Origin of the sequence: Paraburkholderia caledonica, from assembly GCF_000383275.1 — a bacterium.
Classification (GTDB): Bacteria; Pseudomonadota; Gammaproteobacteria; order Burkholderiales; family Burkholderiaceae; genus Paraburkholderia; species Paraburkholderia caledonica.
The window spans coordinates 316,730-338,543 of sequence record NZ_KB911041.1 but is presented as its reverse complement, the minus strand read 5'-3'; the positions used below and the strand labels follow the sequence as shown (position 1 = coordinate 338,543).

Genomic DNA, 21,814 nt, shown 5'->3' with positions numbered 1-21,814 from the left:
CCTGAACCTGCCGCCACCGCTCGAAGCCTTGCCACTACTGGCTTTCCCGCTTCCCGTGCCCCGGCGTCCGGAGCACGAAAGAGCGAGATTCTAGCGAGCCGGCCAGCGCCTTGCAAGCGTTATTTGCTCTTATTCAAGGCGTCTTTTCTATCCGGCCAACTTCTTCCGCAACGGCAGGTTTGGCACCCGACGCCAGCGCACCGCCAGCGGTCGCTCCGATAGTCCAGTCGTGCAGCACCGTGTACGCGACTGCGAGCAAAGTCGGTCCAATGAAAACCCCGAGGAAGCCAAAAGCGAACGCGCCGCCCAAGATACCTAGCATGACCAGGATCAACGGCATGTCGCTGCTCTTGCCGATCAGGATCGGCTTAATAACGTTGTCGGACATGCCCACGACGAGCACACCCCACACCACCAGGAAGAGCGCCCATCCTGTCGCACCGCCGTGGTAGAGCCAGATTGCCGCCGGCAACCATACGATCACGGGGCCTCCAGGGATTACGGACAGGAAAAACGTCGCCAGACCAAGCAATGCAGGCGCCGGCACGCCAGCTATCCAGCATCCGAACCCAGCAAGAATGCCCTGAACAAGCGCAGTGCCCAGGATTCCATAGACGACGCCCTTGACCGTACTCCCGGCGAGCGCCAGGAGGTAATCGGCACGATCACCGGCGATACGCCGCATGCCCGCGTTCAACCACGCGCCCGCACCCTCTCCCCCGGTATAAAAGAAGAAAGCCAGCACAATGCTTAGCGCCAATAGCCCAAGACCGTGCGTGACGGCAATGGCCGCCGCAAGTATCCACTTGCCGGCCGGCGCAGCAAGCGTACGCAACTGAGCGATCAGTTCTGAATTGCTGCTTGTCAGACGCTCCCAGAAACTTTGGATGCTCGACCCGATCACCGGAACCCGCGCCACCCAAGGTGGCAAATCCGGCAAACCTGCTTCGAACAACCTTTGAACCAGAGCGACTATGTCGTGAACGTGCGCACCAAACGCAAACCCCGCGTAGACGAACGGCCCCAGCACCACGATCAGAATAATGAACACAATCAATGTGGCAGCCGACTTGCGCCTGCCGCCAAGTGCCGCGGTCAGCTTCCGGTATAGCCCCCAGGAGCTGTAGCTAAGAATTGCGCCCCACAGTAAAGCAGTCGTGAATGGCGCGAGGACCAGTAACGAGCCGCCCACCAGGACGATCAGCGCGAACACCGCGGCGAGGCGTTCAATCAGTTGGTCCGATTTCACAATGAATCTCCCGTTGCGCCAGACCGAGGCGACAAGTACAAACGCCGCGTTCGGCGCCCGTCAAATCGGCCAGTATACAAAAGCCACTTTCGCTAGCCGACGCGCTTACATTATTTGACGAATTAACGGGGGAAGCACGAACGAACATACGCCCACGGTCCGATTTCTCGCGCAGAAACGTCCGAATCGTTGCGGCACCGCGCGCCAAATAATATGGCGCCGTGGAAACGACTACAATAAAAGGTTCTGTGCACCCAACTTCCGGATTTATGCGCTCGCGAATCGCCAAACGTCTCCCCCCCGATGCCGACAAGCTTGTCGGTCTCTCGCTCGCGCTTTTCGCGTCGGGCAGCCGCACCGAGGACCGCTTCTGGGAAGCGAAGCTCGACGCGCTGCTGGCCAAGATCGTGCGCAACGCCAATCAGACTACGCTCGACGCAGCCCTCGACCATCTGCAGCAGAATCATCCCGATGCTTATGGGGCGCTGGCCGACATGGCGGAAACGCACAGCGAGTCGTTCGTCGTCGAGCATGAAGGCGTGGCGTATGAGGCATTGCTGATTGCGGCGCCCATCCTCGCGTGGACTCGCTACATGATCCCATCCGGGCCGCTCAAAGCCGACGCCGCCGACGCTTTGCGCGCGCACCTGCAGGCTCACGTGCTCGCCGCGAACACGCGTGTGGCCATGGCGCCGTTCCTTTACAGCATCGACCAGCTGCCGCGCCATCACGTCGAAACATGGCGCATTGCCCAGCAGCTTGCACAAGCAGCCATGGCTGGCGGCAGCCTCAAGCTCAACTTCGGCGAACTGCCGGAAACCTCGCCGATTCTTGCCGACCCGCGCTTCCTGCTCGCCGTGGTCGCGGCGCCCGTCGGCGAGCCCACGTTCCGCTGGCAAGAAGAGGAGCACGGAACTCGGATCGAACGAGGACAGTGCCTCGAGCAATGGGCGACGCAAGGCGGTGCGAACCTGTCGCTAGTGCTGCCGGGTTGTGAGTTCGAGTGTCTGTTGCCGGATGCCTACTACTCGGCATGCCGCGACGCCGACGAACGCGTGCGTCCTCACACGGTGCGCACTGCCGTGCGTTATCTGTTCGACACAATTGGTGCCGCTCCGCAGGACCTGCGCGCGGTGGTTGCGGGCTTCGGCGAGCGCCGCATCGACGAGTACCGCGTCGGCTTTACGCGCCGCGGCAGCAATGAAGTGATCTACGGCGTCGTATGGCCGCTGTATGGCCGTGAAAATGGCGAGGCCGGCATTGACGAAGAGCCGCAGGAAAGCGCACCGCCGGACGCTCCCCTCGAAGAAATCGTCGCGCTCCTCAAGGAAACCGGCGTGACGGACGTGCGCCGCCACGCCGGCCGCTTCGAGCCTGAATATTGCGATGACTGCGGCGTCCCGTTGTACGCCGATCCGCTCGGCGAAATCGTCCACGCGGAAATGCCCGAAGACGCCGAACCCGCGCAACCGCACTTCCACTAGGAAGCCGCGCGCCTTCGGCGTATTGCAGTTCGTTGACGAACCCCGCCGCGTGCGGGGTTTTTTGTACGTCATTTCTCCTATGCCTTTTGGACAGGCCGTCAAATCCCAGGGAATTTGTCATCATAGGAACGGCGACGCATCGCACACCCGCCCGGCCCAACGCCTGGCGAATGCATCGCGCCATTTCGCCCGATTCATCTGGAGACATGCATGCGATTCTCGATTCTCAACTCTGACGCGGAACGACGCGACGGCCTCAAGGCGCTGTTACGGCAAATCAACCGGCTAGCGCGTTTCAACGAAGCACAAGACTGGCGCCAAGTCGAGCGCACGCTCAAACGTCAGTGGCCCGACCTGCTCGTGGTCGACTGGCAGGACTGGATGTCGGTCACCGACATCCGCAACCTGCTTAGCCACTACCCGGATCTGCGCATTGCAGTGCTGACGGACAAAATTTCGCCGAAGGTGGTGAGCGAACTCATGGACGAGGGTGTGCTCGGCGTCGTGCCGCGCGAAACCGATCCGTGCCTGATCGTGCGCGCCTTCGAAATGGTGATGCTGGGCGGCCACTACGTGCCTTCCGGCGCGCTGGCGCTCAACCCTCCGCTCCCCGCGGATACCGCTATCCGCCCGTTTGACGAGAAGAGCCCGCCACCGCGCCGGCCGAGACTATCGAACGGACTCTCGCCTCGCCAGGAGCAGATCATGCGCTGCGTCCATATGGGAAGTACCAACAAGATGATTGCGCGCACACTGGGCATAAGCGAGGGCACGGTCAAAATCCATTTGACGAGCATATTCCAGCAGCTGGGCGCGCCCAATCGCGCCGCCGCTGTCGCGCTTTACAACGGTTGGCTGACAAATCATTTGCAAGTACTGCGCAGCAACGCAGAAGGCTTGCTCCGACCAGTCATGGGCGAGCCCGGCGCCGTACCGCTGCGGCGCGCCACAGGGCGGCGCTTCCGATATCCCCTGTCCGCTAACGATTCAACTGCTCCGTTGCCGATGGTGGCCGAGCCGGGCACGTCCTATGACGACGCGTCCGCGGCGGAGCCCTCCTCCGGGCCGGTCACAGGAGGCTCCACGTGAGCTGACGCCTGCGCGTCACGGGCGTGATCCGCGATTTGTGCCAGTGCTCGCACCGGCTGGCATGGAATCCGCTCACACCTTTTCTCGTCCAACGAGTAATATGAGACTCATGGGTTTCCTCTACACACCGCTTCCGTTCTGGGTTGCTGTCGGTGGCTGGATCGTCACTGCGATAGCGGTCGCGCTCGCGCTGTGGAAAAATCCTTTCAAACGACTTCAAGACGGCACATTGCAGCATGTCTGGCTGGCGATCATCGTCGCCCTGTCGGTACTGTGGGCCAGCAACGCCTGGCTCGACGACGGCACGGTCATGCACCTGCTCGGCGCAACCCTCGTCGTGACGCTATTCGACTGGGCGCTGGCATTGATTGCAATGGCTGTGGTCACCGGCCTTGCCGGCCTGATCTTCGACGCTCCGTGGCAAGGCATCGCACTCACCTTCCTCGTGTTCGGCGCGCTGCCCGTCGGCATCTCGACATTGCTTCAGCGAGCGAGCATTGCGTGGTTGCCGCGCAATCTTTTCATGTTCATCTTCGGCCAAGGCTTCGTGTCGCCGGCTATCACAGTGTCGCTCACCGCGGCTGCGGCGCTCGGCGTTCACGTGGCGCTTGCCGACGGCTCAGTGACCGTCGTGCCCGCAGGCTACGCGCTCAGCGTACTTCTCCTCGCTACCGGCGAGGCATGGTTCACGGGAATGTCCACGGCGTTGATCGCCGTCTACCGCCCTGCCTGGGTCACCACTTATGATGTGCGGCGATACCGGCTCGGCGGGCCGCGCACGTGAGACGCGCGCAAAGCTCAACGCATGATCAACGTGCTGCTGAGCTTGCCGCGTCAATGCGTTCAGTCGCGCGCCCAGCATCGCAAAGCGCGGTGAAAACCGCGGCCGAAAAATAGTTGCGGCACGATTGAACTCAACCCTGCCGCCAGGCATCTTACGTGCCTCACGTCTCGATAGCGCTTAACGAACTAGATGGATTGCACCAACGTACCGCGCCGATTACTGCGGCTGGTCGGCCGGTTGGCAACACTCGCAGCGAGCTTCTCCCTCGCATGCACTGCGCCCGCATTCGCCGATCAACTCGAACAGCACAACGACCTCGTCAACAGATTTGTCAATGAATTGCACGCCGATCCGCTCGTCGCGGATTGCGCCGCACATGGCAACTTCGTCGCGAGCACCTCGACCGCGTTCGATCATGTCGAGTTTCCACCTAGTTCGTTCGACAGCGCGCACGCCTCAATCACGCCGTGGAACGATTCGTTCGACGAAGGCAAGCAACGCGTCAAGGTCGACAACATCGTCACAGTCGAAGGGCTCGGTATTCGTCAAAGCGGCGGGGGCGACGCTGCCGACCTGAAGTTCCGCTGTGGCTATGTCGGCGCGCAGATGCTGGCGTTCAGCTGGAACGATCCGGTGCCCCCGGCGCGGGCGCGCAGCTCGGAGCCCTCATCGTCGCGCGCAGTATCTGGTAAGCATCGCGGGGCGAAGGGCAAGCAGGCGGTAAGCGGCAAAAGCGCGAAGAAGAGTTCCGCGAAGTCGTCGAAAAGCACTTCGGGCAAGTCGTCCAGCAAGACTACGCCTGCAAAGAAAAAGCACTAAGACAAAGCTAACGCTGCGAATCGTGCAAGCACCAATGCACGATGGCAGCGTTACTGAATTCGACGATCAGGCGAATTCGCGCCCCTTGTCAGCAAATCGGGAAGGCGCATAAACGCGCTGGCCGTTCCGACCAGCCAACAAAAAAAGGCACACATACAATGCATGTGTGCCTTCGTCAATGCGGCGAACTCAGGCGAACGTCTCTACATGCCGCAAGATGGCTTGCAGCATTGCCGCGCCGAGCGACGCGCTGCGCTCGCCGTTCCAGCCCACTCTTTCGTCCGGCAAGTTGGCGTTGTCCTTGAAGGGCATCTCGAGCGTCAATGAAAGGCAGCCAAACTCGTTGCCGATATATTTCGAAGCGAGCTTGAGCGCGTCTTCGCGATACTTGCTCGCGGCGTAGCCGTACTCGTTCTGGAAATCGGGGCTTGCCTGTTTGAACGCTTCGATGAACGCCCTTTGTTCCTCGCCTTGCCGCTCAGTGAATCCCGGCAGCATCTCCGAGCCGGCCACGAAGACGTAAGGCAGCGCCTCATCGCCGTGAATATCGAAAAAGAGGTCGCAGCCGGTTGCGTGAATCGCGTCACGCACTACTAGCACCTCGGGACTGCGCGCGGCGTCCGGTTCCATCCACTCACGGTTCAGGTTGGCGCCGGCTGCATTGGTGCGCAGGTTGCCGCGCACGCTGCCGTCCGGATTCATGTTCGGCACAATGTAGAACACCGCGTGGTCGTACAGTTTGCGCGCCACCGGATCGCCCGCCCAATCGCCCCAGCCGACCAGCCGCTTCACGAGTCCTTCGATGAACCATTCGGCCATGGTCTCGCCCGGATGCTGACGCGCGATCAGCCAGATCTTTTTCTTTGCGACGTCGCCGGTTTGCGGTGTGCCGAGCGTGAGCAGCGACACCGGCCGGCCTTCGACGGTCGTGCCCAACTCGGTAAGCGTGGCTTGCGGCATCTGTTGAACTGCGCCGAGAAACTCGGAGTGGCGTTCCTCGCTATACGGTTCGAAGTACGCGTAATAAATGCGATCGAATTCCGGCGTGTGATCGATGGTCAGCACACGGCCGTCGTACGACGTGGGCACGCGAAACCAGTTCACGCGGTCGTAGCTGGCGACAGCCTGGTAGTCGCGCCAGCCTTCCGCGAACGCGCACGCCGCCGCGTTCTCGAAGGTCATCACGCAGCGCTCGCCGGCCGCGCCGGAGAGGCGGAAGTAAAACCACTGCGCGAACTCCGCGTGGCTGTCGGTACGCACGCGCAAACGGATATTGCCGGCCTCGGCGCAAGACAGCACCTCGATTGCGCCGCCGTCGAAGTTGCTCGTAATCGATAAACTCATGATGTCATTTCCTGCATATGTGGGCGGCAACCCGCTGGGCGGCACCGCGCTCATTCAGCGACGCGGCGGCGAAATACGTACGTGGAATCGTTCGAGGCTTCGGCGTCGAACGCATAGCCTTCGGAATCGAACCCCTTCAGCTGCTCGGGCTCGTCGAGGCGATTTTCTACGGCGTAGCGCGCCATCAAACCGCGAGCCCGCTTCGCATGAAAGCTGATGATCTTATAGCGGCCGCCCTTCCAGTCCTCGAACACGGGCGTGACGACCGGTGCTTCAAGCAGCTTCGGCTTGACCGACTTGAAATACTCGCCCGACGCGCAATTCACCAGCACACGGGATTTAGCAGCGCGCTTTTTCAACTGGGCGTTCAACGCCTGCGTGATCCGCTCGCCCCAGAAGGCATATAGATCTTTGCCGCGCGGATTGGGCAGGCGTGTACCCATTTCCAGCCGGTACGGCTGCAGCAGGTCGAGCGGACGCAGCAAGCCATACAGACCTGACAACACGCGCACATGGTTCTGCGCAAAATCCAGATCTGCCGAGGACAGCGTCTTGGCGTTGAAGCCCTCGTACACGTCGCCATTGAACGCGAGCACGGCCTGCTTCGCGTTGTCCGTGCCGAAGCGCGGCGACCACTGCGCGTAGCGCTCGAAATTGAGGTGCGCCAACTGGTCGGAAATGCTCATTAGCGAAGCGATCTGCTGCGGCGACAAACGGCGCAAACCGCCGATCAATTCGGCGGCATCGTCGACGAAATCGGGGATTGTGTGTTTTTTGACGTGCGGTGGAGTTTCGTAGTCGAGCGATTTCGCCGGCGACAGAACGATTATCATAGAGGCTTGCAGGCACGCCGTGCCTGGCGATCAAAGACGAAAGCCAGATTGTAACGAATGCCCGGTTCCCATGCCTCACACGACGCTTTGCGCGTCGTTCTCGATTCCAATGTGTGGATCGATATTCTCGTGTTCGACGATCCGCACACGCGCCCAATTCGCGCCGCGCTGGAAAACGGCACGCTCGCCGCAGTGATCGACGCCCGCTGCCTCGCCGAACTGACCTACGTGCTGGACTATCCGCAATTCGCCGGTCGCAATGTGGATAAGTCCGCCGCGCTCGCCGTCGTCGCTCGGCTCGCACAAATGGTCGAAGTTGTCGCCGAGCTGGACGACCCGCGTCCGCTGCCGAAATGCAAAGACCGCGACGATCAGAAATTCCTCGAACTCGCGCACGCCGCCCGCGCAGACTGGCTCGTGTCGAAAGATCGCGCGGTGCTGAAACTTGCGAAGCGGGTCGCACGGGATTTCGGGTTCCAGATTGCACAGCCGGCGCCGTTCGCCGCTCTGCTGACTGGCCTGGTCAGCGGTTCAACCAGCGGGGCCGCTGCACCAGCGGAAAGTCCGGTATAACCCTGGCCGAACGGCTACCGGCACACGGCAGGCGCGCACGCCCTGCCGCTATTCCCTACAATCAGGCTTCGCCGGTTTGAAAACGATGCCTTCGTCCACTCACTCGTCACGCCCGAACAGCGCTATGAATGCACCGCACGACACGCCCATGAGTCCCTCGTTTCCATCGCGTCTGCCGAATGTGGGCACGACGATCTTCACCGTTATGAGCGCGCTCGCCGCCGAAAAAGGCGCCGTCAATCTTGGCCAGGGCTTTCCCGACTTCGGTTGCGATCCCCGAATCGTGGATGCGGTTGCGAACGCAATGCGCGACGGCCACAACCAGTATCCGCCGATGGCCGGCGCCGCGCCACTGCGCGAGGCGATCTCGGACAAGATCGCAAACGTGTATGGCCGCCGCTACGACGCCACCACCGAAATAACGGTCACGGCTGGAGCAACGCAGGCACTGCTCACGGCGATTCTCTGCGCGGTCCACCCAGGCGACGAAGTAGTCGTAATCGAGCCGACCTACGACAGCTACTTACCGTCAATCGAACTGGCGGGCGGCAAGCCGGTATTCGTCACACTCGACGCGCCCGACTACGCAATCCCCTTTGACAAGCTCGCCGCCGCGATTACGCCGAAAACCCGGCTCCTGCTGATCAATACGCCGCACAATCCGACCGGCACCGTCTGGCGCGCCGAAGACATGCGCAAGCTCGAAGAAATCGTGCGCGGCACCAACGTGCTCATCCTGTCGGACGAAGTATATGAACACATGGTCTACGACGGAGCGCCGCACGAAAGCGTGGCGCGTTACCCAGAACTGGCGCAGCGCAGCTTCGTCGTGTCGAGCTTCGGTAAGACGTATCACGTCACTGGCTGGAAAGTCGGCTACGTCGCGGCGCCGGCCGCGCTCACCGCTGAATTTCGCAAAGTGCATCAGTTCAACGTGTTCACAGTGAACACGCCAATGCAGATCGGACTGGCCGAATACATGAAGGACCCGGCGCCTTATCTGGAACTGCCGGCGTTCTATCAGAGCAAGCGCGACTTCTTCCGCGCCGGCCTCGCGAATTCGCGCTTCAAACTGTTGCCTTGTACCGGCACGTACTTCCAGTGTGTCGATTATTCGGCGATCAGCGATCTGCCCGAAGCAGAATTCGCACAGTGGCTGACCGGCGAAATCGGCGTCGCGGCCATTCCGGTGTCGGCCTTCTATCACGAAGCGCATGAGTCGGGTGTCGTACGCTTCTGTTTCGCGAAGCAGGAAAGCACGCTCGCCACCGCGCTCGAACGGCTCGCGCGTCTCTAGCATGTCACGCGCGATGCTGCGAACGAACCCACGTTCCTCGCCATCGCGCGCAATCGTCAACGCGTGCGTTACGCGTCGAAGTTCGCGTCGCGGTTCGCCTCAGATCTCACAGGGCTATGCGTCAGGCCGGACGCGACGCCGCAATGTACGCCTTCCGGTCTTCGGTCACACGCTGCGCAGCCGGCCGGCTGTTGATCGTCTTCACGTAGCTCTTCCAGTCGAGACCCGCGTCGAGCAGGAAATCGCGACCGTAGACAGCCTGTGTGGCCATGCCGACGAGCGGCAAACTCACGTAACCCGCTGCGTCCGCGACACTGAACCGTTCACCGCGCAAATACGGCGTGAATCGGGCGATCCGCCTGAAGCCCGCAATGTGATGCGTGAGCAGTTTCTCGACCCGGCCCTTGGTCGCGTCGGTCAACGCGCCGCCGAAAAATGCTTCCTTGTACAGATTGCGGGCCGTCAACTCCAGGTGCACGTCGACGAAGGTGATCAGCTCGCGCTCCTTGGCCGCCTCCCATGGATCGGCGGAAAAAATGGGCTTGTCGGGAAAGCGCGCGGCCAGGTACTCGACAATACATTGCGATTCCGACAGATCGCCCTCTTCGGTTTGCAGATAAGGCACTTTGCCAAGCGGCGAGTGTGCGAGCATGGCCTCGTCCTGGCTCGGCTGTACGAGCACCTCTTCGAACTCGATACCGTGTTCGAGCAGAACGAACTTCACCTTGTTGTAGTAGTTAGAGAGCGCGAACCCGCAGAGCTTGATCATCGTTGTCTCCTTCCTTGTTGGTGTGTGAGACCGCCGCATCGAAGGAAGGCGGCCTTCGGGCGATCGTCAAATGAATTGTACGAGCGTGCTATTCTAAAATAACCATGGAGTCGAGCAACACAATGACCTCTCGCAACTTCAGCATAGAGACAATCGGCATTGTCGGAACCGGGGCAATGGGCCGCGGCATTGCACAGATCGCTGCACTCGCGGGCCTCACCGTGCGTCTGTACGACGCCAACCCCGCTGCGATCGGCGCCGCACGCGACTATCTCGCCGAAACTTTCGCCAAACTGACCGCTAAAGGCAAGCTCGAGCAGGCGCGCTCGCTTGCGGCGCTCGCCAACGTCACGGCCGCGCACGCGATCACCGATCTGGCGGATTGCGATCTGGTCATCGAGGCGATCGTCGAGAAGCTGGAAGTCAAGCAGGCACTATTTCGCGAACTCGAGACCGTAGTGAGCGGACGTTGCGTGCTCGCGTCGAACACGTCCTCGCTATCCATCACGGCAATCGCGGCCGGCTGCACCGATCCCTCGCGCGTGGCCGGCTATCACTTCTTCAATCCGGTCCCGTTGATGAAAGTCGTCGAAGTGATCGACGGTCTGCGCAGCGACCGTCAGGCAGGCGACGCATTAATGGACCTCGCGCGCCGCATGGGCCACACGCCGGTGCGTGCGAAAGACATGCCTGGCTTCATCGTCAATCACGCGGGCCGCGGCATGAACACCGAGGGCCTGCGCGTGGCGGGCGAAGGCGTGGCGAGCTTCGTGGATATCGACAGGATCATGCGCGAGCAGGCGGGTTTTCGTCTCGGCCCGTTCGAACTGCTCGATCTGACCGCACTCGACGTATCGCATCCGGTCATGGAGTCGATCTACCATCAGTTTTATGAAGAGCCGCGCTTTACGCCCTCGCCTATCACCGGCACACGGCTCGCGGGTGGACTGCTTGGCCGCAAGACGGGCGAAGGTTTTTATCGCTACGAAGACGGCAAGCAGCAGGCGCCTGCCGAAACCCCGGCGCCGGCCGCGCTGCCGACCAGCGTGTGGGTCAGCAAGCGCTATCGCGAGGCTTATCAGGCCGTCGTGGAACTCGTCGGCAAAGCGGGCGTGAAGCTCGACGACGGCGCCTCGCCCGCTGCGGACTCGCTGATCGTCGTCACGCCGTTCGGTCACGACGCGACCACGGCCGCGGTCGACGAAGCGCTGGACGCGAGCCGCGTCGTGGCTATCGACGCACTCTTTCCGCTCGTCGGCACGCAGCGCCGTACGTTGATGACCACGCCCGCGACAACCCGTGCCGCGCGTGACGCCGGACATGCGCTTTTTTCGGCCGACGGCGTGCCCGTCACCGTGATCCGCGATTCGACCGGCTTCGTCGCGCAACGCGTGGTCGCTACGATCGTCAACATCGGCTGCGATATCGCGCAAAAGCAGATTGCGACGCCAGAGGACATCGACCTCGCTGTCATGCTCGGCCTCGGCTATCCACGCGGGCCGCTCGCGCTCGGCGACGCGCTCGGTGCGAAAACCATCCTCACTATCCTGCGCAATATGTTCGACGTGCTCGGCGATCCACGCTACCGCCCCTCGCCGTGGCTCGCGCGCCGCGCACAACTCGGCATGTCGCTGACCCAGAGCGACGCCGCCGACACTCAAACAGAGAATCCGGAGACCCAACAATGAGCGCCGAACTGCTGACCTCGCGCCCTACCGAAAGCGAATCGACGCTGGTACTCACGCTGTCCAACCCGGGCGCACGCAACGCACTGCATCCCGACATGTACGCGGCCGGCATCGAGGCGCTCGATTCAGTGGAACGCGATCCGTCGATCCGCGCCGTTGTGATCACGGGCGCAGACAATTTCTTCTGTGCAGGCGGCAACCTGAACCGACTGCTCGAGAACCGCGCGAAGGATCCGTCGGTCCAGGCGCAGAGTATCGATTTGCTAGCCGAGTGGATCTCGGCGCTGCGGCTATCCTCGAAACCCGTGATTGCCGCCGTCGACGGCGCGGCAGCCGGCGCGGGATTCTCGCTTGCGCTCGCGTGCGACCTGATCGTCGCGGCCGACGACGCCAAGTTCGTGATGTCGTATGCCCGGGTCGGCCTCACGCCCGACGGCGGCGGCTCGTGGTTTCTCGCGCAGGCCTTGCCTCGCCAGCTCGCGACCGAAGTGCTGATCGAAGGCAAGCCGATCGGCGCGGCACGTTTGCACGAACTAGGCGTCGTCAACAAACTGACGAAGCCGGGCACCGCGCGCGACGCCGCCATCGCATGGGCCGACGAACTTGGCAAGATATCGCCGAACTCGGTGGCGCGCATCAAGACCCTCGTCTGTGCGGCCGGCACGCAACCGCTTTCCGAGCATCTGGTCGCAGAGCGCGATAACTTCGTCGCGTCGCTGCATCATCGGGAGGGACTTGAAGGCATCTCCGCGTTCCTCGAAAAACGCGCGCCCGTTTATAAGTGAGCGCGAAGCCATGCCCACTTCCATGCCCGCTTCCATGCCCGCTTCCACCCCCACTTATCAGTTACCTAAACGCCGCCGCATTTTCTTAATGCGTCACGGCGACGTGACGTACTTTGACGATTCAGGCCGCACGATCGATCCGGAAACGGTGCCGCTCAACGCCAATGGCCGCGAGCAGGCGAGCGCGGCGGGCCGGGTGTTTGCAGAGCAGCAGGTTCGGTTCGATCGCGTGATCGTGAGCGGCTTGCCGCGCACTGTCGAAACCGCGCAGCGCGTGCTGGCCGAGACGGGCCAGCAGATCACACTGGAGATCGAGCCTGCATGGCAGGAGATTCGCGGCGGCAAGCTACGCCATATCCCGTTAGAAGATATCGAGGCCGCGTTTCTCGGTGTGTTCGACGGTATCGTGCCGGAGAGCACGCGCTTTCTCGACGGTGAAACGATCGGCGAGTTGTTCGATCGCGTGCTGCCCGCCGTGGCGGCCCTGCGCGAGGACACTTCGTGGGACACGGTTCTGCTAGTGCTGCATGGCGGCGTGAATCGCGCAATCCTTTCGCATGCGCTTACCGCCGGCGGACGCACATTTTTCGGCCATCTCGCGCAGGCCACCGGCTGCATTAACGCGCTCGACGTCGGCGCAGCACCGCGCGACTGGGTGCTGCGCGCGATCAATTATTCACCGCCGTCGCCGCTGCATCGCGACATCCGCAATACGACGATGGAAATCCTCTACGCACAATTCATCCAATACACGCGTAGCTGAACCCAAACCGGAGGAGACACATGGTGCAAGCCACACAAAGCGGCGAGCCGGCACAGCAAGCGGACTACTCTGCCTTCGAGGGCACGCGCCCGGTCAATGATCGGCAGCGCTTCAACGACGAAGCGCTTGCCGCCTGGCTGACACAGCATGTCGATGGGTTCTCCGGACCGCTTACGGTCGAGCAGTTCGCCGGCGGCCAGTCGAATCCGACATTCAAACTGGTCACGCCGTCGCGAGCCTACGTGATGCGCGCGAAGCCTGGTCCGGCGGCAAAGTTGCTGCCGTCTGCGCACGCGATCGAACGTGAATACCGCGTAATGCATGCGCTCGCAGACACCGACGTGCCTGTCGCGCAAATGCTCGCCCTGTGCGAAGACGAAAGCGTGATAGGCCGTGCGTTCTATGTCATGGAGTTCGTCGATGGCCGCGTGTTGTGGGACCAGTCGCTGCCAGGCATGACTGCCAGTGAACGAAACGCAATCTATGACGAGATGAACCGCGTGATTGCAGCGCTGCACAGCGTCGATGCCACGAGCGTGGGACTATCGGACTACGGCAAGCCTGGCAACTATTTCGCGCGTCAGATCGGCCGTTGGAGCAAGCAGTATCTTGCGTCCGAGACCGAGCCTATCGACGCAATGCAGCGCCTGATCGAATGGCTGCCGCAGCACATGCCGACGCAATCCGGCGAGCGCGCGTCCATCGTGCATGGCGACTACCGGCTCGATAACCTCGTTTTCGATCGCGAGGAACCGAAAGTGCTTGCGGTGCTCGATTGGGAACTGTCTACGTTAGGCGATCCGCTCGCCGACTTCGCCTATCACTGCATGTCGTGGCATGTCGATCCCGCACAGTTTCGCGGCATCGCCGGTCTCGATTGGTCGGCGCTCGGCATTCCCGACGAACAGCAGTACGTCGCGCGCTATTGCAAGCGCACGGGCTTTGAAATTCAGGGCGACTGGAATTTCTACCTCGCGTACAACATGTTCCGCATCGCCGCGATTCTTCAGGGCATCATGAAGCGTGTAGTCGACGGCACTGCGGCCAGCGCGCAGGCGCTCGACGCCGGCCGGCGGGCAAAGCCGATGGCCGAACTCGCCTGGCAATATGCGCAGAAAGTGCGTTGACCGCGCTTGAATGCGCCTGGAGACTGCTGAACACGCCTGCGCGCAGCAAATAGCGAATGGCAAACAGCGCAGCAAATGGCAAACAGCACAGCAAGCAGCGCCCACATTAAATTTCGTCCGTTATCCGCGAGGTCCATAGATGAATTTCGATTACACGCCGAAAGTTCAGGCATTGCGCGAAAAACTGCTCGCCTTCTTCGACGCGCACATTTATCCGAACGAACAAGCGTTCTACGCGGAGATTGCGCAAAACCGGCTGAACGGCAACGCATGGCAGCCGACCGAACTGATTGAGCGACTCAAGCAGAATGCGCGCGACGCGGGCTTGTGGAATCTGTTCCTACCCGACTCGGTGCGCGGCGCCGGCTTGACCAACCTCGAATATGCGCCGCTGTGCGAAATCATGGGCCGGGTGCCATGGGCGCCGGAGGTGTTCAATTGCAATGCGCCCGACACCGGCAACATGGAAACGATCGAGCGATACGGCAGCGAAGAGAACAAACGCGAATGGCTCGAACCTCTTCTGCAAGGGCAGATTCGTTCTGCCTTTCTGATGACGGAGCCGGAAGTGGCGTCGTCCGATGCGACCAATATCCAGACCAGCATCGTGCGCGATGGCGACTACTACGTGATCAATGGTCACAAGTGGTGGTCCTCGGGCGCGGGCGATCCGCGCTGCAAAATTTATATCGTGATGGGCAAGACGGATGCCGATGCGCCGCGCCATCAGCAGCAGTCAATGATTCTCGTGCCCGCCGACGCGACAGGCGTTACGGTGCACCGCCCTCTTTCCGTTTTCGGTTACGACGACGCGCCGCATGGCCATATGGAAATCACGCTCGACAATGTACGCGTGCCCGCAACGAACATGCTGCTCGGCGAAGGCCGCGGCTTCGAGATTGCACAAGGGCGTCTAGGACCGGGACGCATTCACCACTGCATGCGTCTGATCGGACTTGCGGAGCGCGCGCTCGAATTGATGTGCAAACGCTCGATGCAACGCGTCGCGTTCGGCAAGCCTGTTGCTACGCAAGGCGTCACGCAGGAACGCATCGCCGAGGCACGCTGCATGATCGAGCAGGCACGGCTGCTCACGCTCAAAACCGCGTACATGATGGACACCGTCGGCAACAAGGGCGCGCGCGGCGAGATCGCGATGATCAAGGTCGTGGCGCCGAACATGGCGTGTCAGGTAATCGACTGGGCCATTCAGGCGCACGGCGGCGGCGGCGTCAGCGACGACTTCCCGCTGGCTTACGCTTACGCCTCCGCGCGGACCTTGCGCTTCGCCGACGGTCCTGACGAAGTGCATCGCAACGCAATCGCGAAACTGGAGCTTGCGCGGTACATCGAACCCGCGGCGGCTAGTGTGGAGACGCCGGCTGCGCGCGTTTGACGTCCTGCTCGAACTTCGTTTCGAGCACTGCTGGCCTGGCGCGCATCTGTGGGCGCCGCCAGCATCATCGTGCGATCTATGCTCTAATTTTCGTCAAGCGCGGCGCTCCCAGGAGCGCCGCTTTACAGAGCGAAAGGAGCGAGGATGATCGACGTCTATAGCTGGGCGACCCCGAACGGCCACAAGGTTCATATCATGCTCGAGGAGACGGGACTCGAGTACGCGGTGCATGCAGTGAACATCGGCGCTGGCGATCAGTTCAAGGCCGAATTTCTCGATATCAGTCCAAACAACAAAATTCCCGCCATTGTGGATTCCGAAGGTCCAAAGAGCGCGGACGGCAAACCGTTCGCGTTGTTCGAGTCCGGCGCGATCCTGATTTATCTCGCCGAAAAAGCGGGCCGCTTCCTGCCGACCGATCCGGCTGAGCGTTATTCCGTTCTGCAATGGCTGATGTTCCAGATGGGCGGTCTCGGTCCGATGCTGGGGCAGACACACCACTTCCGTGTCTATGCGCCCGAGCCGATCGAGTACGCGATCAACCGTTATACGAACGAAACGCGGCGCCTGTATGGCGTCATGGACAAGCAGCTTGGCAAAACCCAGTACCTCGCCGGAAACGTCTATACGATCGCGGACATCGCTTCGTTCCCGTGGACCCGCTCGTGGCAGAACCAGGGCATCGAACTTGATGCGTTTCCGAATGTGAAGCGATGGCACGAGGAAATCGCGGCGCGCCCGGCGGTTGTACGCGGCGTCGAAGTGCTGGCGTCCGCTCGCAAGCCTCTGATGGACGACAAGGCGAAAGAAGTGCTGTTCGGCGCGACGCAATACGCGAAGCATTAAAAAATCGAGATGTTGGACGGCAAGGTGGCAAGCAAGCGTGAGCCGGAGAGCTTGCCGTCCACGCCGTCTTTCCGTATCGGCCGCAGGCGTCAGAAATAGTGGCGAGTGATGAACTCGGCGACACACACGGGCCGTTCGCTGCCCTCCCGCTCCAACGTGACGTTCCACACTACTTGCACGCCGGCATCGCTGGCATCGATGTCGGCGACGGACGCGACGGCGAACCGTGCGCGCAATCGCGAGCCGACAAGTACCGGCGAAGTAAACCGCACGCGGTTCAACCCGTAGTTCACGCCCATCCGCTGCTCGATCCGTACTGTTTTTTCGAGCAGCGCGGGGATCAGTGAAAGAGTCATGAAGCCGTGCGCGATTGCGCCGCCGAAGGGCGACTCGCGCAACGCCCGCTCCGGATCGACGTGAATCCATTGATGGTCGCCGGTGGCTTGCGCGAAACGATCAACGCTCTGCTGGTCGATCGTCACCCAGTCGCTAGTGAGCGGCGCCGCTCCGACAAGCGCACGCAACGCCGCGGCATTCCGGAACGCGACAGCCGGTGGCGTGCTCTCCATTGTTACGACGCCGCGCCCGGATTGCGCAGTCCGAACATTCCTTTCGAACGCACCGTAACGACCGTCTCGCCATGCTGGTTGATACCCGCCCATTGCGTGGAGACGATGCCGCGATCCGGCTTGCTTTCGGAGATGCGCTTGTCGAGCACGGAATTCGTCATGGTGATCGTATCGCCGACGCGTACCGGTTTGAGCCAGCGTATCTCGTCGATGCCGGGCGACCCCATCGACGTGGAGTCCGCCAGCGCGTTACGCACCAGCATGCCCATCATGACGGAACACGTATGCCAGCCGCTCGCCACCAATCCCCCGAACGGCGACTTCTCAGCCGCGGCCTCGTTCAGATGGAACGGCTGCGGATCGAACTTCTCAGCGAATTCGACGATCTCGTCGCGCGTGAAAGTATGCTTGCCGATCTCGGTCGTTGATCCGACCGTCATGTCCTCGTAACTCAAAGCCATCGCGCTATCTCCTTGCGTGTCGATTCAATCGGCCACTTAAACTTCGATGCTGGCAAAACCGGGCAGCGCGGCGAACCGCGCTAGATGATGATCGACATCGCCCAGTGTGGTCTCAATAATAGCGAGACGTTTGAACAGATGCGCGGCCGCGACCTCGTTCGTCACGCCCATGCCGCCATGCAATTGAACCGCTTGTTGGCCGACAAAACGCGCCGCTTGCCCCACACGTACTTTCGCGGCGGAGATCGCGCGGCGACGCTGATCGGCGTCTTCGCTCGAATAGCGCATGGCGGCAAGGTACGTGACCGAGCGGGCCTGCTCGGCGTGAATCAGCATCTCGACCATGCGGTGCTGCAATGCCTGAAAGCGCGCAATCGGCTGGCCGAACTGCTGTCGAGTTTTTGTGTAGTCGACGGTTGCGGTGTTCAATGCGTCCAGCGCGCCGACCGCTTCAGCACAGAGCAGCAGCGTGCCGTAGTCGGCGATGTGCTCCAGCGCCGCCGCGCCTGAGTGCTGGCCGCGCAATTGGCGTGCGGGCGTGCCGTTGAATTCGAGCGTCGCCGCGCGTTGGCCGTCGATGGTTCGGTAATCGGTGATCTTGACGCCTGCCGCGTCGCGCGGCACGACAAAGAGCGCGATCTCGCCGTTCGAACGCGCAGGCACGATCCAGTAATTCGCCTGCGCGCCGTGCAGCACGACTGACTTCGTACCGGTCAGCGTGTGCTGTTCGCCTTGCGAGGTCGCGACTGTAGCGATCTCGAACAGATCGTAGCGCGCCTTCGGCTCGTGAAACGCCACGGCGAGCTTGATCTCGCCTTGCGCCGCGCGCTCCAGCAGCGACGCGTCCTCGCCCTGCCCCGTGCCTGCAAGACGCAGCGCTTCGACGCCAACCGCGGTGGCCCAGTAAGGCTCGACCACCAACGCGCGACCGAGCTCCTGCATGACGACCAGCATATCGACGGCTCCGCCATTGAAGCCGCCTTGCGCCTCGGGCACAGGCAATGCCGGCAAGCCCAGTTCAGTGAAAGCGGCCCAATGCGTTTCCGAGATACCGGCATCCGATCTCACGATCGCCTGGCGCGCTTCGAAGCCGTAGTTCCTGTCCAGATAGCGGCGCAGCGCGTCGGCAAGTTGCTGTTGCTCGTCGTTGAAAGTGAAGTCCATGCGCCGCTCCTCAAAGTCCGAGAATCATCTGCGCGATGATGTTCTTTTGAATTTCGTTCGAGCCGCCGTAAATCGACGTCTTGCGGAAGTTGAAGTAATACGCAGCCAACGGCGCAGCGTCGTCGTCTCCGGCGATGCTGTGCTCGCGCTCGCCTTCGAGGAACGGTACGTCAAACGGCGCGGCGGCAGGTCCCACCGCCTCGAACATAAGCTCAGTCAACGCTTGCTGCACTTCCGTGCCCTTGATCTTCAGCATCGACGCCTCCGGTCCCGGTCCGCGTCCGCCCGCTTCATTCGCGACGACGCGTTGCACGGTGACTTCGAGCGCCATCAGTTCGATTTCGAGATTCGCGACTTTTGCAGCGAATACCGGGTCACGGAGTAGCGGCTTGCCGTTCTTGTTTGTGTCGAGCGCAAGGCGCTTCAGAAAAACCAGTTCGCGCTTGGATTGACCGACGCGCGCGATGCCGGTGCGCTCATGTCCCAACAGATACTTCGCGTATGTCCAGCCGCGATTTTCTCCGCCGACCAGATTTTCGACGGGCACCTTTACGTCTTCAAAGAAGACTTCGTTGACCTCATGGTCTTCGTCGAGTGTGATGATGGGCCGTACCGTAATACCCGGCGTTTTCATGTCGATGAGCAGGAATGAGATGCCCTCCTGCTTTTTCGCGCCGCTGTCCGTGCGCACGAGGCAGAACATCATGTCTGCGTGCTGCCCCAGCGTGGTCCAGGTCTTCTGGCCATTGACGACGTAGTGGTCGCCGACACGTTCGGCGCGTGTTCGCAGCGACGCGAGGTCGGAGCCTGAACCGGGCTCCGAGTAACCTTGGCACCACCAGTCGGTGCCGTCGAGAATACGCGGCAAGTAATAGCGTTTCTGGGCTTCGCTACCGTACTTCATGAGAACGGGCGCCACCATCGACACGCCGAACGGCAATACGGTAGGCGCACCAACACGTGCGCACTCTTCGTCCCAGATATGTCGCTGGGTCGCGTCCCAACCCGGGCCGCCATACTCTTTGGGCCAAGCCACAGCCGACCAGCCTCGCGTACCCAGCAGCTTGTGCCAGCTTGCGAAGTCTTCGCGATTCAAACGCTTATGGTTGAGTACTTTCTCGCTCAGCTCGCGAGGCAGATTGGCTTCGAGCCAAACGCGGATCTCGGCGCGAAACGCCGTTTCAGTAGGGGAATAGTCCAGATTCATACGTAGTGTCTCCTGGCCGCCACCGCCCGCCGCCAGAAAGCCACTGCGTTACTGCAGAGGTTCCTTCAAAGCAGCCGGGACCGGCAACGGCATCACTTCGATGCCTTCTTCGACCAAAGCTCGCGCGTCTTCTGGTATTGTGACACCGCGAATATTGCGTGCGGGCGCTTCGTTGTAGTGAATGCGCCGCGCTTCCTCAGCGAAGCGGTCGCCCACGTTCTCGGTCTTTTCCAGTACCTCGCGCAACGCACGCATGACACGCGCCTGCAATTCGCCGGGTGCCGCCGGCGCCTTTGTTTCCGTCGCACCCGACAGATTGAGGCGCGGGGCTGACGGCAAACGGCTCACCTCTTTCGCGCCGCAAAGTGGACATTCGACCAGCTTGCGAGACTGCTGCGATTCGAAGTCATCAGCCGAAGCAAACCAGCCTTCGAACCGATGGCCGTGCGGACACTGTAAATCGAGGACCTTCATGTGGAATCAGGGCTTGCGTGCCAGTTTAGCGCAAATACAAAATTTGTGAACGGTCGTTCGTAAAAACTTCATGCGGGCGAGCCGCGATAACGCGCTGCTCAGAAGTTCAGACGTGGTGGGCGATTTTAACGCGTTGGACAAACCGCTGCCGAAGGCCGGATACCGCAAAGCGCGAGGTCAACCTTAGAACGTAAGCGGCGGTACGAGCCGCGATCGGTCTGCCGACGAAGCCGCATTGCTGTCTCTGCTGATTGCCGGATTCAAGCCACGAGGCATTCCAGCCGTCGATTAAGCCGCGGCTCAAGTCCTCGTGCCTCTTTGGCCAGGTTGATCTGTTTGGCCGATCTGGCAACGTCGAATACCTCTGCGTTGATATCGTACCCGCCGCGCGAGTTCAGCCAGTCAAGCACGTCGGACAAATGCCAGACTGACGCACTTCCCTCATGCACCGGCGGCGGGAATTCAACCGCATGACTCAGCATCAGCTTGCGCATGTTCTGCCGCGACACGCCGGCAATCTCCGCTACGTCGGTCAGGCCCACAAAATCCGGGCCTGCCTCGACCAGTCGCGCCGACGGCACCGCCTCTTTAATGTCACCGAGCGCGCTGACCAACGCCTCCAGCGCGGACGTCCCTTCGCGCGAAAACACCAGCGCGAGCCGCCCCGGTTGCCCCACGCCGATCGTGGCGTCGTCGCAACCCGCTTCACCCAACCTCTCGACGATCGCGTCAAGATCGCAGTCTTGCGCGGCAAGCTTGTACTTCAACGTAAATGTGTATTCCATGTGCTACTCCTGCTTGTTCATTCAAGGCTTGCCACTCAGCGTTTGCTAACGTTGCGCCGTGCAATTATCGACAACGCGCCGCAAGTGTCTGGCGTGATTCACGGCGTTTTTCGGCGTGCTCCATACGCTCGAAATGCAGAATTCTCCGCAGCGACATTCCGCCTCTTTATAAGGGCAATACATCTTTCCCCAGGCGTGGCCCGTTCCGCCGCTTTGTATGCGCCAGCCGCGCCGCTCGGCATAGGTCAACGCGGCCTCTATCTCTTTCTTTGCATGGGTTCGACGAACCATTCGGACCTCCAATTTAG

23 protein-coding genes are annotated in these 21,814 nt (G+C 61.4%); 12 read left to right on the top strand and 11 right to left on the bottom strand.

From position 1 onward, the window contains the following. Positions 1-133 precede the first annotated feature (133 nt). Positions 134-1,249, bottom strand: a complete 1,116-nt coding sequence (locus tag H281_RS0123680; protein ID WP_020069616.1) for an AI-2E family transporter — start codon at positions 1,247-1,249, stop codon at positions 134-136. A 269-nt stretch (positions 1,250-1,518) separates the two neighbouring features. Between H281_RS0123680 and H281_RS0123675 the strand changes: the two genes are divergently transcribed. From H281_RS0123675 to H281_RS0123660, 4 genes are all read left to right on the top strand, one after another. Further along, on the top strand, positions 1,519-2,733 hold the full coding sequence (locus H281_RS0123675) for a DUF2863 family protein (protein ID WP_020069615.1): 1,215 nt from the start codon (positions 1,519-1,521) through the stop codon (positions 2,731-2,733). Positions 2,734-2,943: 210 nt separating this feature from the next. Further along, positions 2,944-3,822, top strand: coding sequence for a response regulator transcription factor (locus tag H281_RS0123670; protein ID WP_020069614.1), 879 nt, complete (start codon positions 2,944-2,946; stop codon positions 3,820-3,822). Positions 3,823-3,931: 109 nt separating this feature from the next. Beyond that, entirely contained in the window at positions 3,932-4,606 is a 675-nt protein-coding gene (locus tag H281_RS0123665; protein WP_020069613.1) for an energy-coupling factor ABC transporter permease, read from the top strand. Positions 4,607-4,795: 189 nt separating this feature from the next. Further along, the gene (locus tag H281_RS0123660) at positions 4,796-5,425 is read left to right on the top strand and encodes a BspC domain-containing protein (RefSeq protein WP_020069612.1); all 630 of its coding nucleotides are present in this window, start codon (positions 4,796-4,798) and stop codon (positions 5,423-5,425) included. Positions 5,426-5,614: 189 nt separating this feature from the next. Here H281_RS0123660 and H281_RS0123655 read toward each other — a convergent pair whose 3' ends face one another. Beyond that, complete coding sequence (locus tag H281_RS0123655; protein WP_020069611.1) at positions 5,615-6,769, bottom strand: M14 family metallopeptidase; 1,155 nt, start codon at positions 6,767-6,769, stop codon at positions 5,615-5,617. Between the two features lie 50 nt (positions 6,770-6,819). After that, positions 6,820-7,602 carry a peroxide stress protein YaaA gene (yaaA, locus tag H281_RS0123650; protein WP_020069610.1) on the bottom strand — a complete coding sequence of 261 codons (783 nt, stop codon included), beginning with the start codon at positions 7,600-7,602 and terminating at the stop codon, positions 6,820-6,822. 57 nt (positions 7,603-7,659) lie between these two features. Here yaaA and H281_RS0123645 point away from each other — a divergent pair, with 57 nt between their 5' ends. Both H281_RS0123645 and H281_RS0123640 read left to right on the top strand, forming a co-directional pair. Continuing rightward, the gene (locus H281_RS0123645) at positions 7,660-8,175 is read left to right on the top strand and encodes a putative toxin-antitoxin system toxin component, PIN family (protein ID WP_020069609.1); all 516 of its coding nucleotides are present in this window, start codon (positions 7,660-7,662) and stop codon (positions 8,173-8,175) included. Positions 8,176-8,299: 124 nt separating this feature from the next. Then, entirely contained in the window at positions 8,300-9,472 is a 1,173-nt protein-coding gene (locus H281_RS0123640; RefSeq protein ID WP_020069608.1) for a pyridoxal phosphate-dependent aminotransferase, read from the top strand. A gap of 121 nt (positions 9,473-9,593) precedes the next feature. Here the strand turns inward: H281_RS0123640 and H281_RS0123635 are convergent, their stop codons facing one another. Beyond that, positions 9,594-10,241, bottom strand: coding sequence for a glutathione S-transferase family protein (locus H281_RS0123635; protein ID WP_020069607.1), 648 nt, complete (start codon positions 10,239-10,241; stop codon positions 9,594-9,596). A gap of 122 nt (positions 10,242-10,363) precedes the next feature. On the opposite strand from H281_RS0123635, the gene H281_RS0123630 reads away from it, so the two are divergent. From H281_RS0123630 to H281_RS0123605, 6 genes are all read left to right on the top strand, one after another. Next, positions 10,364-11,929, top strand: coding sequence for a 3-hydroxyacyl-CoA dehydrogenase (locus H281_RS0123630; protein ID WP_027804887.1), 1,566 nt, complete (start codon positions 10,364-10,366; stop codon positions 11,927-11,929). After that, entirely contained in the window at positions 11,926-12,714 is a 789-nt protein-coding gene (locus tag H281_RS0123625) for an oxepin-CoA hydrolase, alternative type (RefSeq protein WP_020069605.1), read from the top strand. The genes H281_RS0123630 and H281_RS0123625 overlap by 4 nt, the downstream gene beginning before the upstream one ends. Before the next feature lie 10 nt (positions 12,715-12,724). Then, positions 12,725-13,477: a histidine phosphatase family protein gene (locus tag H281_RS0123620; RefSeq protein WP_241077903.1), complete on the top strand. Its 753-nt coding sequence runs from the start codon at positions 12,725-12,727 to the stop codon at positions 13,475-13,477. A 20-nt stretch (positions 13,478-13,497) separates the two neighbouring features. After that, a complete protein-coding gene (locus tag H281_RS0123615; protein WP_020069603.1) occupies positions 13,498-14,604 on the top strand; it encodes a phosphotransferase in 1,107 nt (368 codons plus the stop codon). A gap of 139 nt (positions 14,605-14,743) precedes the next feature. Further along, positions 14,744-16,000 (top strand): acyl-CoA dehydrogenase family protein, encoded by a 1,257-nt coding sequence (locus H281_RS0123610; RefSeq protein ID WP_020069602.1) that lies wholly within the window; start codon positions 14,744-14,746, stop codon positions 15,998-16,000. A gap of 144 nt (positions 16,001-16,144) precedes the next feature. Further along, the gene (locus tag H281_RS0123605) at positions 16,145-16,846 is read left to right on the top strand and encodes a glutathione binding-like protein (protein WP_020069601.1); all 702 of its coding nucleotides are present in this window, start codon (positions 16,145-16,147) and stop codon (positions 16,844-16,846) included. 89 nt (positions 16,847-16,935) lie between these two features. On the opposite strand, the gene H281_RS0123600 is transcribed toward H281_RS0123605, so the two are convergent. The 7 genes from H281_RS0123600 to H281_RS37345 form a co-directional block, all read right to left on the bottom strand. Beyond that, positions 16,936-17,415, bottom strand: a complete 480-nt coding sequence (locus H281_RS0123600) for a MaoC family dehydratase (protein ID WP_020069600.1) — start codon at positions 17,413-17,415, stop codon at positions 16,936-16,938. Between the two features lie 2 nt (positions 17,416-17,417). Next, positions 17,418-17,876 (bottom strand): MaoC family dehydratase, encoded by a 459-nt coding sequence (locus tag H281_RS0123595; protein ID WP_020069599.1) that lies wholly within the window; start codon positions 17,874-17,876, stop codon positions 17,418-17,420. Positions 17,877-17,912: 36 nt separating this feature from the next. Beyond that, positions 17,913-19,040, bottom strand: a complete 1,128-nt coding sequence (locus H281_RS0123590) for an acyl-CoA dehydrogenase family protein (protein ID WP_020069598.1) — start codon at positions 19,038-19,040, stop codon at positions 17,913-17,915. 10 nt (positions 19,041-19,050) lie between these two features. Further along, a complete protein-coding gene (locus H281_RS0123585) occupies positions 19,051-20,247 on the bottom strand; it encodes an acyl-CoA dehydrogenase family protein (RefSeq protein ID WP_020069597.1) in 1,197 nt (398 codons plus the stop codon). Between the two features lie 48 nt (positions 20,248-20,295). Then, positions 20,296-20,721 (bottom strand): DUF1178 family protein, encoded by a 426-nt coding sequence (locus H281_RS0123580; protein WP_020069596.1) that lies wholly within the window; start codon positions 20,719-20,721, stop codon positions 20,296-20,298. Positions 20,722-20,981: 260 nt separating this feature from the next. Then, positions 20,982-21,506 carry a helix-turn-helix transcriptional regulator gene (locus H281_RS0123575; protein WP_020069595.1) on the bottom strand — a complete coding sequence of 175 codons (525 nt, stop codon included), beginning with the start codon at positions 21,504-21,506 and terminating at the stop codon, positions 20,982-20,984. Between the two features lie 45 nt (positions 21,507-21,551). Beyond that, positions 21,552-21,797, bottom strand: coding sequence for a hypothetical protein (locus H281_RS37345; protein WP_084690159.1), 246 nt, complete (start codon positions 21,795-21,797; stop codon positions 21,552-21,554). Positions 21,798-21,814: the final 17 nt, after the last annotated feature.

Excerpts from the sequence above, each read along its gene's own strand:
- H281_RS0123585 (WP_020069597.1), bottom strand. The coding sequence starts at position 20,247 with ATGAATCTGGACTATTCCCCTACTGAAACGGCGTTTCGCGCCGAGATC.
- H281_RS0123640 (WP_020069608.1), top strand. The coding sequence starts at position 8,300 with ATGAATGCACCGCACGACACGCCCATGAGTCCCTCGTTTCCATCGCGT.
- H281_RS0123610 (WP_020069602.1), top strand. The coding sequence starts at position 14,744 with ATGAATTTCGATTACACGCCGAAAGTTCAGGCATTGCGCGAAAAACTG.
- H281_RS0123590 (WP_020069598.1), bottom strand. The coding sequence starts at position 19,040 with ATGGACTTCACTTTCAACGACGAGCAACAGCAACTTGCCGACGCGCTG.
- yaaA (WP_020069610.1), bottom strand. The coding sequence starts at position 7,602 with ATGATAATCGTTCTGTCGCCGGCGAAATCGCTCGACTACGAAACTCCA.
- H281_RS0123660 (WP_020069612.1), top strand. The coding sequence starts at position 4,796 with ATGGATTGCACCAACGTACCGCGCCGATTACTGCGGCTGGTCGGCCGG.
- H281_RS0123595 (WP_020069599.1), bottom strand. The coding sequence starts at position 17,876 with ATGGCTTTGAGTTACGAGGACATGACGGTCGGATCAACGACCGAGATC.
- H281_RS0123605 (WP_020069601.1), top strand. The coding sequence starts at position 16,145 with ATGATCGACGTCTATAGCTGGGCGACCCCGAACGGCCACAAGGTTCAT.
- H281_RS0123665 (WP_020069613.1), top strand. The coding sequence starts at position 3,932 with ATGGGTTTCCTCTACACACCGCTTCCGTTCTGGGTTGCTGTCGGTGGC.
- H281_RS0123625 (WP_020069605.1), top strand. The coding sequence starts at position 11,926 with ATGAGCGCCGAACTGCTGACCTCGCGCCCTACCGAAAGCGAATCGACG.
- H281_RS0123600 (WP_020069600.1), bottom strand. The coding sequence starts at position 17,415 with ATGGAGAGCACGCCACCGGCTGTCGCGTTCCGGAATGCCGCGGCGTTG.
- H281_RS0123675 (WP_020069615.1), top strand. The coding sequence starts at position 1,519 with ATGCGCTCGCGAATCGCCAAACGTCTCCCCCCCGATGCCGACAAGCTT.
- H281_RS0123615 (WP_020069603.1), top strand. The coding sequence starts at position 13,498 with ATGGTGCAAGCCACACAAAGCGGCGAGCCGGCACAGCAAGCGGACTAC.
- H281_RS37345 (WP_084690159.1), bottom strand. The coding sequence starts at position 21,797 with ATGGTTCGTCGAACCCATGCAAAGAAAGAGATAGAGGCCGCGTTGACC.
- H281_RS0123580 (WP_020069596.1), bottom strand. The coding sequence starts at position 20,721 with ATGAAGGTCCTCGATTTACAGTGTCCGCACGGCCATCGGTTCGAAGGC.
- H281_RS0123630 (WP_027804887.1), top strand. The coding sequence starts at position 10,364 with ATGACCTCTCGCAACTTCAGCATAGAGACAATCGGCATTGTCGGAACC.
- H281_RS0123575 (WP_020069595.1), bottom strand. The coding sequence starts at position 21,506 with ATGGAATACACATTTACGTTGAAGTACAAGCTTGCCGCGCAAGACTGC.
- H281_RS0123645 (WP_020069609.1), top strand. The coding sequence starts at position 7,660 with ATGCCCGGTTCCCATGCCTCACACGACGCTTTGCGCGTCGTTCTCGAT.
- H281_RS0123620 (WP_241077903.1), top strand. The coding sequence starts at position 12,725 with ATGCCCACTTCCATGCCCGCTTCCATGCCCGCTTCCACCCCCACTTAT.
- H281_RS0123635 (WP_020069607.1), bottom strand. The coding sequence starts at position 10,241 with ATGATCAAGCTCTGCGGGTTCGCGCTCTCTAACTACTACAACAAGGTG.
- H281_RS0123670 (WP_020069614.1), top strand. The coding sequence starts at position 2,944 with ATGCGATTCTCGATTCTCAACTCTGACGCGGAACGACGCGACGGCCTC.
- H281_RS0123655 (WP_020069611.1), bottom strand. The coding sequence starts at position 6,769 with ATGAGTTTATCGATTACGAGCAACTTCGACGGCGGCGCAATCGAGGTG.